Origin of the sequence: Corynebacterium sp. HMSC056E09 (assembly GCF_001813425.1) — a bacterium.
Lineage (GTDB): Bacteria > Actinomycetota > Actinomycetes > Mycobacteriales > Mycobacteriaceae > Corynebacterium > Corynebacterium hesseae.
Genome location: NZ_KV812486.1, coordinates 20894 through 30721 on the forward strand (window position 1 = coordinate 20894; position 9828 = coordinate 30721).

The window sequence follows — 9828 nt, forward strand, 5'->3', positions numbered from 1 at the left end:
GGGTTACTGGCCTCCCTGTAGTGCGGATTCTTCGGTGGGGTTGTTCTGTGAGTCTAGTTCGGGCTCGAGCGTTGGGCTGTCATTGACCTGTGGCTGCGTCTCCTCTACGGGGAGGGTGGGCAGTTCCTCATGGGTCGTGTGGTGTGTGGTCACGGAAGGGGAAGGGATGACAGAGTGCGTCGTTGTGACGGTGACTTGAGTAGGTTCCTCTTCCACGGTGGTGATCTCGACGGTCTCGGGGCTTTCCGGTTCCTCTTCCACCGTCGTCTCTGGCTCTACCGTTTCGGTCACGATGACCTCGGTGGGCGGAGGCGGCGGAGTTGGAGAGGTGTTACCCCACAGCCTATAGGCCATGAAGCCAATAGCCACGAGGGCGGCGATGGCCACGGCGATGAGCAGCCCAGTGCCGAAGCCCCCCTGCTTGGCAGGGCGCTCTTCAGACTGCGGTGTGGAAACGGCCGGACGCACCGTGGTGGGGTGCGCCATGTTGGCCAGCATCTCCGTGGAGGCGGAAGGCGAGGGTTCGGCTGCGATAGGCGCGAGCGCCGCGGACTTCGGCTGAGGCGGGCGCTGGCCTTGGCGCACGGCAGCAATCGCGTTGGTGAACTCGTTGCCGTCGGCGAAGCGGGTGCCCGGGTCCTTGCGCAGGGCCATGCCGATCAGTTCACGGGTGGGCGCGCTAATCGACGTCGACAAGGGCTCCGGCGCCTGACTGATGTGCGCCAGCGCCACCGATACCGAGGAATCGCCGCTGAAGGGGCGCTTACCAGCCAGCATTTCATAGCCCACGACGCCGAGCGAATAGACGTCAGAGGTCGGGCCGACTTCATATCCCTGGGCTTGCTCGGGGGAGACGTATTGGGCGGTGCCGACGACCATTCCCGTGCGGGTCAGCGGCACCGCGGCGGCGGCCTTGGCGATACCAAAATCGGTGATCTTGACTTGCCCATTTTGGGTAATCATGAGGTTGCCGGGCTTGATATCGCGGTGCACGAGGCCCATGTGGTGGATCACGGAGAGGCCGTGGGAGGCCTGCTCCATGACGTCGAGGGCCAGCGTTTCCGGCAGTGCGCCTTCGCGGGCTAAGAGATCCGCCAGGGATTCTCCGCGAATGTACTCCAAGGCCATGTAGCAGAAGATGCGGCCGTTATCCTCGAGCTCCCGGTAGTCGTACGTAGCTACGACGTTTTCGGAATCGATGGATTCTGCGGCCTTGGCCTCGTTGCGGAAGCGCGAGAGGAACTCGTTGTTATCGGAGAACTCTGGGCGCAGGACCTTGAGGGCGACCTCGCGGTCATTGCGGACGTCGTCCGCCAGCCACACCGTGGACATGCCGCCGTGGCCGACTATCCACTGCAGCTGGTAGTCCTCGCCGATGAGTGCTTGTAGGTGTTCCTTATTATCAGCGCTGTTCACTACTGCTCACCTCCGTATGCGCGCAGGATGGCGCGGCCGATGGGCGCGGAGACTTGGCCGCCGTAGGCATTCTGGCCTAGGTGCCCGCCGTCCTTGACCACGACGCCTACCGCGATGTCCTTGTCCGGATCGAAAGCCACGTACCACGCGTGCGGGGCAAGGCCCTCGCCGTGCTCGGCGGTACCGGTTTTCGAGGCGAAACCGTTCCCGTCATAGCCATAGGTGCTGTGCTCGGAGGCAAACATGAGGTCCTTGATGGTGTTGGCCGTCTCTTCGCTGACGGCTTCGGCAGCCTGGCGTGGCTGGGTGGAGCGCAGCTCATTCATCTGGGCATCGGTGATGCGGTTGATCAGGTAAGGCTCCATGCGCTTGCCCTGGTTAGCGATGGTCCCGGCCATGATAGCCGCCTGCAGGGCGGACATGGTCACGTCGCGCTGGCCGATGGAGGATTGGGCGACTTGGGCGCCGTCGCCAAGCTCGCCCAGCGCACCAGCGGAAGTCTCCACACCGAGCGAGTACTTCTCACCCACGCCGAAGCCCTCCGCATACTTGCGCAACTCATCGGCGCCGATGCTCTCTGACATCTGCGCAAAAGCCGTGTTGCAGGACAGCGCGAAGGCCGTATGTAGGGTGACGCTCTCTGCGCCGCCGCAGGCTCGGTTGCCGTCGTTGGTCAGCTCCGTGACGGAATCGGGCAGCGTGATGGAGGCGGCGCCGGTCAACGTGGAGTTCGGGTTGAAACCGTTATTGAGGCCGGCGGCGGTGGTGATGATCTTAAAAATCGAGCCCGGGGGCAGGGTGTCCTGCGCAGCGTGGTTAACCAGCGGCGTGCCTTCTTGATTCTGCAACTGTTCCCACCGTTCGCTGGCGTTGTCACCGAGCAGGTCGGAGACGTTGAAACTAGGGGTGGAGGCCATGGCCAGAATCTTGCCCGTCGAGGGCTGGATGGCCACGGCTGCGCCGTTATAGCCGGGCCCGGCTAGCTGGTCGTAGGCGGCTTGCTGCAGTGCGGGATCGATGGTGACCTCGACGTTCGCTCCCATCTGGGGTTTTCCGGAGAGCGTGTCGAGCCAATTGCGCGCCAGCAGCGAATCATCCTTGCCGTTGAGGATGTCATTCTGGGATGCCTCCAGCTGGGAGGCGCCGAAGCGCTCCGAAAGGTAGCCGGTGATGTTGGCGAAGGCGGGGGAATCGGCAGGGTAGGAGCGGGAGTAGTTTCCCTCGGCGTCGGCAGTGGACTGCGCTAAAACCGTGTCGCCAGCGAAAATCTGGCCGCGCGGGGTCGTGCGCATCTCCAAGAAACCGCGAACGTTCTTGGGGTTATGGGCGTATTTGTCGTCGGAGAACGCCTGGATCACGGTGAGGTTCACCAGGAGCACGGCGGTAAGGATGAGGGCAAAGAGGGAAACGAGGCGGATCGATCTGTTCATCGGCTTGCCTCCTGGACGGCTGGGAATAGGGACGTGTCAGTGGGCGCGTTCGAGGTCTGCTCGCGCGCCGGGCGGCGCGCCGCATTGGAGATTCTCAGAAGGATGGCCAGCAGCATGTAATTGGCCATGAGCGAAGAACCACCCGCGGACATGAAAGGCGTGGTCAGACCAGTCATGGGCAGCAGCGCGGAGATGCCGCCGGTGACGACGAAGACTTGCACGGCCAAGGTGAGCGCGAGGCCAGAGGCGACCAGTTTGCCATAGGTATCGCGGCAGGTCAGCGCGGTACGGAATCCGCGCGAGACCAGCATGGCAAAGAGAATGAGCACGGCGGCGAGGCCGATGAGGCCGAATTCCTCACCAATCCCGGCCAGGATGAAGTCCGAGTGCGCTACCGGAACCATGTCCGGGTGGCCCTGGCCCAAGCCGGATCCGGTAATGCCGCCGGAGGACATACCGAACAGAGCTTGGGAAAGCTGGTAGCCGGTGGAGTCATAATTGCCCAACGGATCCAAGAAGTTGGAGAAGCGCTGCTGGATCTTGTCCGACACCTGGTAGATGCTGAAGCCGCCGACACCCACGAGGATGACGCCGATGAGCAACCAGCTCACGCGGTTGGTAGCCATAAAGAGCATGCCGAGCACGGTGCTAAACAGCAGCAGGGCGGGACCGAAGTCATTGGAAATGCCCATGATGATAATCGCGATGCCCCAGATCACCAGGATGGGGGCCAGATCGCGCAGGCGTGGCAGAGAAATGCCGAGGAACTTGTAGCCGGCCACCGTGAACAGCGAGCGCTTCTGGGTAAGCAGCATGGCGAAGAACAGGATCAGCAAGATCTTGGAGAACTCGCCCGGCTGGATAGAAAACGGCCCCAGCCACAGCCAGATGCGAGCGTCCACGCCCGGCGGTTGCGGCCACACGAGGGGCAAGGCGAGAAGGATCAGGCCGAGCGCACCCAAGATATAGGAGTACCTGGTCAGCGAGCGGTGATCGCGTAGGAGAATGAGCACCAGCGCGAAGAGGATGAGGCCGACGATGGTCCACATCACCTGTCGCACCGCCAGCCCGCCGCCATTCGCCAGGTCGAGGCGCTTCAACAGAATGAGCCCGGTGCCGTTGAGCACCGCGACGATGGGAAGCATGAGCTGATCCGCGTAGGGCGCGAGGAAGCAGAGCACCAAGTGAGCGACGGCGAAGACGCCGATGAATCCACCGATGAGGTAGAGGACATCGAGGGTCAGCACGTTGCCCTGCGATAACTCGAGGCTGACCAGGGTGATGGCGAAGACCACGGTGGCGAGCACGAGCAGGCCGAACTCGGTGCCGCGGGAAAAGAACTTACTCATCTACTTCACCTCCCGGCAGTTTCCTTTGGATTCGCTCTTGGCATCTTTGTTTTTCTCGTCCTTCGACGCCTTCGGGCAGGGCTTGAGCGCCTTGTCCGAGAGCTGCGAAAGCTGTGTTTGCACCTCGTCATAGGAGCCGGAGGGCAGGTTGCCCACGGCAGCGCGTTCGGATTCGGGCAAATCCTTCAGCGCGAACGGTGCGAAATCACCGTCGCAGGCGCCGTGCCCCAGCTTGAGCGTATTGTCCTTGTTTAGGCACGCATTCTGATACGTGTGGTGCAACGGGCGGCCGAAGATCTCATAGTCCGCGCCTTCTTGGATAGTGAGGACGCCTTCTTCATCGGCGGTCACGTAGTAGTTGCTGCCCAGGTAACTTTTCATCCAGAGGCCGCCGCTGATGACCAGCACGATGATGATGGCAAGGCACGCAATGACCTTCCACCCAATCCGGCTTCGCTGTGGCCGCCGCTGTGGTTCGTCCTGGGGCTTCTCCTCAGCGGCTTGCGCTTTTGGGGGCGAGATAAGCTTCGCGGCGCGGCTCGCGGAAGAATCGGGGTGCGTTGGTTCCGGGACGACGCCTTGGACGGCACCGACGGTGATGGGGTCGGCGTCGTCGCCTTCACCGTCCACGACTTCCGCCACCACGATGGTGACGTTGTCCGGGCCGCCGGAGCGCAGCGCAAGATCCCGCAGGGTGGTGGCGGCCTCTTCGACCGTGCCCTGCTTCAGCGCCTGCTCGATGGTAGAGGCCGTCACCGGATCCGACAGGCCGTCCGAACACAGCAGGAGGCGGTCGCCCGGTTCAGCATCGAGCGTAAAGAGCGTCGGCTCCACGGGCCGGCCGGTATAGGCCTTGAGGATCAGTGACTTCTGCGGGTGGGAGGAGACATCTGCCGGATCGAGCTTGCCCTCATCGACGAGGGACTGCACATAAGTGTCGTCCTTGGTGATCTGGGTCAGCTTGCCCTCGCGCAGCCGGTAGCCGCGGGAATCACCCACGTGGCACACGCCGAATTCGGATCCGTTAAAGAGCAGGGCGGTCAGCGTGGTGCCCATGCCCTCGGTCTCCGGGTGCTCGTCCACGTGCTCGCGGATCGCCGCATTGGCGTCCTCCGCCGCCGCGCCGAGCAGGGCCAGCATGTCATTATCGCCTGGATCGCGCTCGAGGGAGGCCATGTGCTCCACCATGGTGGTGGACGCAACCTCGCCGGCTGCGTGGCCTCCCATGCCGTCGGCCAACATCAGCAGGTGCGGGCCCGCGTGGGCGGAATCCTCGTTATTTTCGCGGACCAGTCCGCGGTCCGTCACTGCAGTAAAAGTCAGGCTTAAAGTCATGCCATCAACCTCACGGTCGTTCGGCCAAGTTTGATATCGGAGCCGACTCCGACTCGTTCTGGCTGGTCAATGCGAACGCCACCAACGAAGGTGCCGTTGCGGGATTCGAGGTCCTCCACGAACCACTCGCTGCCCCTGCGGAACAAACGGGCGTGGTGACCGGAGGAGAAATCATCACCAGTGACAAAGTCACAGTCCTGTGCGCGGCCCATCGTACAGTCCTCAAGAGTGCCTAGCTCCATGTGGGAACCGCGCAGCGGCCCGTCCACGATGGTGATCTCACGCGGCGCTTCGCGACGCCTCTGGGCCCCCTTCACCGGGGACGATGCCTGGTAGACGCCGGCGGCCTTATTGGCATCGCGACGCATGGCGTTGAGTGCGGCCAAGATGAACAGCCACAGCAACACCAGCAGGCCGATGCGCAGCGAGAGCAGCACGATCGAATCCATGGAAAGTCCTTACGCTAAAAAATCTGGAAAAGTTGCTGAGGCGGCTTAGTAGCCTTGGTTCTCGAGGCCGGTGATGCGCACCTCGATGTGGGAGTGGCCGAGGGTGATCACGTCGCCGTCGGCAAGCAGCCAGTTCTCAATCGGGGTGTCGTTCACGGTGGTGCCGTTCGTGGATTGCAGGTCCACCAGCACGGCGTCCTGGCCGTTCCAGGTGATCTCCGCGTGCTGGCGGGATACACCGGTATCGGGCAGGCGCAGGTCCGCGTCATTGCTGCGGCCCAGGATGTTGGAGCCCTCCTGCACGTGGTAGACGCGGGAGGAGCCGTCCTGCAGCATGAGTGTTACCGCTGGGCCCTGCGGCGCCGGCTGGTTCGGGGTGGGCGCCATAAAGGCGGTGGTTGCGGCCTCATCGGCGTTGTGCGGCTGGGTCATAGAGTCCTCCTGACCATGGTCGTGGTGGAAAATCGCATCAAATCCGGTTTCTTCGGTGGGCTCGTGATCCAAAAAGGAGGACACGCGCAACTGCCCAGTCCGCAGTCCCGACTCCTCCGCGATGCGTACGATGACCGGCCCGGCGAGGGACCAGCCACTGTTACGGATGAAGCGGGTGAGCTGATCAGCTAGATCCTTGGGAACACCCCGGTCTTGGGAGAGGTTCTCGATATCTTTGGAGGATACGCCGACGGTCATGACGTTGGGGCTATACAGCTTGCCATCATCACCGCGGGACAAATTGTCCTGCGCCTCCTGCTTGAGAAGCTCCTCAATCTCAGCGGGGACGACCTTGCCGCCGAAGACAAAGGCCATGCCGTTGTCCAGTCCGCGTTGCAGGGAAGAATCCAGCTTGGCGAGCTTATCTAGCAATGCCATTGGAAGGGCCGTCCTCCTTTCGGGATGTTTTCAGGGAGAGATATAGCAGCGATCAGTATAGGGTGCTTTCCTTGACTTAACGTAGACGCGCGCGGCAAAGTTCCCTGGAAAGTTCAGGTTTGCCAGCGGATTTGTAGATTCGCTGGGGCTGCGTGCTAAAGTTAGCTAGTCGCCAAGACATCAATACCCTGCCCGGGTGGCGGAATTGGCAGACGCGCTGGCTTCAGGTGCCAGTGTCCTTATAGGACGTGCGGGTTCAAGTCCCGCCCCGGGCACGCTGAGCAGTTGAACAAACTGCGACACCGGAGGTAACAAACTCGAAAGGGTTCGTGACCTCCGGTTTCTTTCTTTTTCTGAACTTTGGCGGTCGAGGATTGCAAGTGTGGGGATTTACATCCTAAATCCCGCCCGCGCCGGTCGACACGTCTTTCGAATTTTGTTTTCGATGGTGTCAACAAGTCATCTTGATCTGACACCCTTCTTTTGAGTTTCGGTTTATTGTGTAGGCAGTCAGTCCGAGGCTTGATGTTTGCTTAGGTTTGGTTGGCAGGGTCGAGAGGATAATAGTTTTATTGCATGATCTCGATCTCGTAGTTCGATTTGGGGCCGGGCCATTACTTTCGGTGGATCTCTGCTGCGCCCATAGGCCAAGCAGTTTTAGGGGTTCGTTGTACGGGAAAGCTGGTGTGCCTAAACCATCCTTGACTTGAGATCCTACTTAGGGGCACTTGGAATCCTCCAACTGAGGTGGTTCCCGGGGCGTTGGAGGATTTCCTAGTCGTTGAATCCTGATCTAGGAGTTAATCGACTGGGCTGACGCGGATAAGGTTTCCATCAGGGTCGGCAACAACGAAGGTGCGGCCGAAGACATCATCGTAGGGTGGCTGCACAATTTGGACTCCTTTTGATTTCCATAGACGGTATGTCTCATCGATGCGGCTTGCCGGTCCATCCAGCATCAAACCTATTTCGCTCGTTCGCGGTGTTTGTTTCTCCATGTGGGTGTTATGGCCGGTCCACACAGCAAACAGGACATCCTTTGAAATTTCGAATGCTACATATCGAGGACTGATGAACGATGGCTGCATATCGAATAAGTCGCTGTAGAAGGCAGTCGAGATCTCTGTATCGGAGACATAGGTTAGGAAAAGATTGGGGGTTGGCATTGCCATTCTCCTTTCGGTGAGTGGTGTTGTTTACGTGGACGCAGTGCATTCGAGCAAACAAACCTGACAAGGAGTGTCATATTCCGGAAAATATTGTGGTTCCAGCGATAATTACGGCATGAGATCGGCGCGCCTGTTGTCTATGCTCTTGCTATTGCAAACCCGAGGCCGTGCTACGGCTGCCGAGCTGGCTTCGCATTTTGAGGTTTCCCAGCGCACAATACTGCGTGACGTTGATGCACTCTCGGCCGCAGGAATACCTGTTTATACGGAGCAAGGTATGCATGGTGGGATTGTGCTCGATAGGCGCGCTCGATTGAACGCTTCTCGATTGGATCCGACTGAGATTCAGCTGATGAGGATTCTTGGCGTCGGGGCAGATTCACTCGCACACTTGGGGTTTGGCCAAGACATCGCCCTGCTGCAGAAGAAAATGAACGCAGTCTCATTCTCTAAAGCGTCCGATACTCATAATTTGGAAGAAAAGGTCCTACTTGATTCCAGTGGCTGGTTTAGCAATGAAACCCAAAACGACTTAGAAGAGTTGCTAGAGGCTGTACGGAAAGAAGCTCGAATTGAGGTGTCCTATCGCCGAAGCGGGGACAAGAAGCAACAACGTGCTGTGGCTGATCCTTATGGGCTTGTACACAAGGGTAGAAGTTGGTACTTGGTCGTTGATATCGATGGGGAACCAAGGATGTTGGCAGTCTCGCGTTTAGAAACCTTTCGCGTTTTAGGTCAAGCTGCTCAGCTTCGTCCAGGGCAAAGTTTGGCAAGGGTGTGGGCGCAGCTCGTTGAGCAATTAGAAGAAGACATGCCAGTTCGAATCACCGCACTTCTTCGAGCGACTCGGCTTGATATGGCATCTCGTATTTTGGGATCACGGCTTATCCATTATGAACCCGTGGACGAAAACTTTGTCCGTATCGTGGTGGGATATGCGGATATTCAGGGGGTAAGGCAATTGCTTCAGTTTGGGGACCACATCTGGGTCACCGATCCCCCGGAAGCAGTAAAAATCACTGCTGATCTAGCTAATGAACTTGCGAAACGACATAGTGGGACCACAAATCCTGAATCGTAGAAACCGAAGATGGGTACTGGGATGCCGTCGTAACAGGCCTGCTGAAAACGGTAAGAGGTGCGCTAACAATCTAGGAGCTCTCGTGGATCTTATGATTGGAGAAAAGTAAGTAACGATGGCTTTCGCTTCACTCGCAGGGTGGTGGAGTAAGGGCTTTGGAGGTTCAGAGCGCCTTCAAGGCGGGCGAGGGCCTCTTACCACTGGTGAAGCCGCAGCGTAGTGCGGGCATCTTAGCCGGTCTACAATCTTCCCACTTCACATTGAGGGTCTTTACCATGACGATTCTGTGTGATCTACCAAGGGTGTGAGAGCAGGTTTACATGTCACTCATGAGAATTCAGGTGAGCACGACTTAGAGGTTGAGGTACGCAAAATATTTCGGCCATAGTGTTGCGGATTATGCGCCCTTATCAGATTGTGGCCACTGAGCGCATTGTCACCAAGGTGCTAGCCGGTATCCACAACCACAAGTTGCTCGGCACGGTTAACGCTGGTGGCTATATTTGGCACACGACGGGATCAGGAAAACACAGACCTCGTTTAAGACGGCGCAGTTAGTAGCGCAGTATCACTTCACTTCCCCGAGGATTAATGCTGGCATGAGCAAAACGACCACAGCGACAAGGTGCGTCGTGGCTGCTGTTTCCCAGCGCTCGTGCGCGATAAAATGCTAAGAAGACCGAAATGGTAGCGGCGTGGTGAGTATCTGGTAGCGCCTGAGTGAGTATC

9 protein-coding genes and 1 tRNA gene are annotated in these 9828 nt (G+C 59.2%); 3 read left to right on the plus strand and 7 right to left on the minus strand.

Annotated features, from left to right (window positions below; all coding sequences use genetic code 11):
* Nucleotides 1–3: 3 nt before the first annotated feature.
* From HMPREF2912_RS02930 to HMPREF2912_RS02955, 6 genes are read right to left on the minus strand one after another with little or no spacing between them, the layout of a single operon-like run.
* Nucleotides 4–1416 carry a serine/threonine-protein kinase gene (locus HMPREF2912_RS02930; RefSeq protein WP_070533542.1) on the minus strand — a complete coding sequence of 471 codons (1413 nt, stop codon included), beginning with the start codon at nucleotides 1414–1416 and terminating at the stop codon, nucleotides 4–6.
* Nucleotides 1416–2846, minus strand: coding sequence for a penicillin-binding transpeptidase domain-containing protein (locus HMPREF2912_RS02935; protein WP_070533540.1), 1431 nt, complete (start codon nucleotides 2844–2846; stop codon nucleotides 1416–1418). Before HMPREF2912_RS02935 ends, HMPREF2912_RS02930 begins: the two co-directional genes overlap by 1 nt.
* Nucleotides 2843–4195: an FtsW/RodA/SpoVE family cell cycle protein gene (locus HMPREF2912_RS02940; RefSeq protein ID WP_070533538.1), complete on the minus strand. Its 1353-nt coding sequence runs from the start codon at nucleotides 4193–4195 to the stop codon at nucleotides 2843–2845. Before HMPREF2912_RS02940 ends, HMPREF2912_RS02935 begins: the two co-directional genes overlap by 4 nt.
* Entirely contained in the window at nucleotides 4196–5530 is a 1335-nt protein-coding gene (locus HMPREF2912_RS02945) for a PP2C family protein-serine/threonine phosphatase (protein WP_070683182.1), read from the minus strand.
* Nucleotides 5527–5979 (minus strand): FHA domain-containing protein FhaB/FipA, encoded by a 453-nt coding sequence (locus HMPREF2912_RS02950; protein ID WP_070444458.1) that lies wholly within the window; start codon nucleotides 5977–5979, stop codon nucleotides 5527–5529. The genes HMPREF2912_RS02945 and HMPREF2912_RS02950 overlap by 4 nt, the downstream gene beginning before the upstream one ends.
* 45 nt (nucleotides 5980–6024) lie before the next feature.
* The gene (locus HMPREF2912_RS02955; protein WP_070444456.1) at nucleotides 6025–6849 is read right to left on the minus strand and encodes a DUF3662 and FHA domain-containing protein; all 825 of its coding nucleotides are present in this window, start codon (nucleotides 6847–6849) and stop codon (nucleotides 6025–6027) included.
* 190 nt (nucleotides 6850–7039) lie between these two features.
* On the opposite strand from HMPREF2912_RS02955, the gene HMPREF2912_RS02960 reads away from it, so the two are divergent.
* Nucleotides 7040–7124 (plus strand) — tRNA-Leu (locus HMPREF2912_RS02960).
* Between the two features lie 525 nt (nucleotides 7125–7649).
* Here HMPREF2912_RS02960 and HMPREF2912_RS02965 read toward each other — a convergent pair.
* Nucleotides 7650–8015 (minus strand): VOC family protein, encoded by a 366-nt coding sequence (locus HMPREF2912_RS02965; protein ID WP_070524765.1) that lies wholly within the window; start codon nucleotides 8013–8015, stop codon nucleotides 7650–7652.
* A gap of 73 nt (nucleotides 8016–8088) precedes the next feature.
* On the opposite strand from HMPREF2912_RS02965, the gene HMPREF2912_RS02970 reads away from it, so the two are divergent.
* Together HMPREF2912_RS02970 and HMPREF2912_RS13380 are read left to right on the plus strand one after the other, a co-directional pair.
* Nucleotides 8089–9099, plus strand: coding sequence for a helix-turn-helix transcriptional regulator (locus HMPREF2912_RS02970; protein WP_198530986.1), 1011 nt, complete (start codon nucleotides 8089–8091; stop codon nucleotides 9097–9099).
* Nucleotides 9100–9498: 399 nt separating this feature from the next.
* Nucleotides 9499–9657: a hypothetical protein gene (locus HMPREF2912_RS13380; protein ID WP_158014593.1), complete on the plus strand. Its 159-nt coding sequence runs from the start codon at nucleotides 9499–9501 to the stop codon at nucleotides 9655–9657.
* Nucleotides 9658–9828 lie beyond the last annotated feature (171 nt).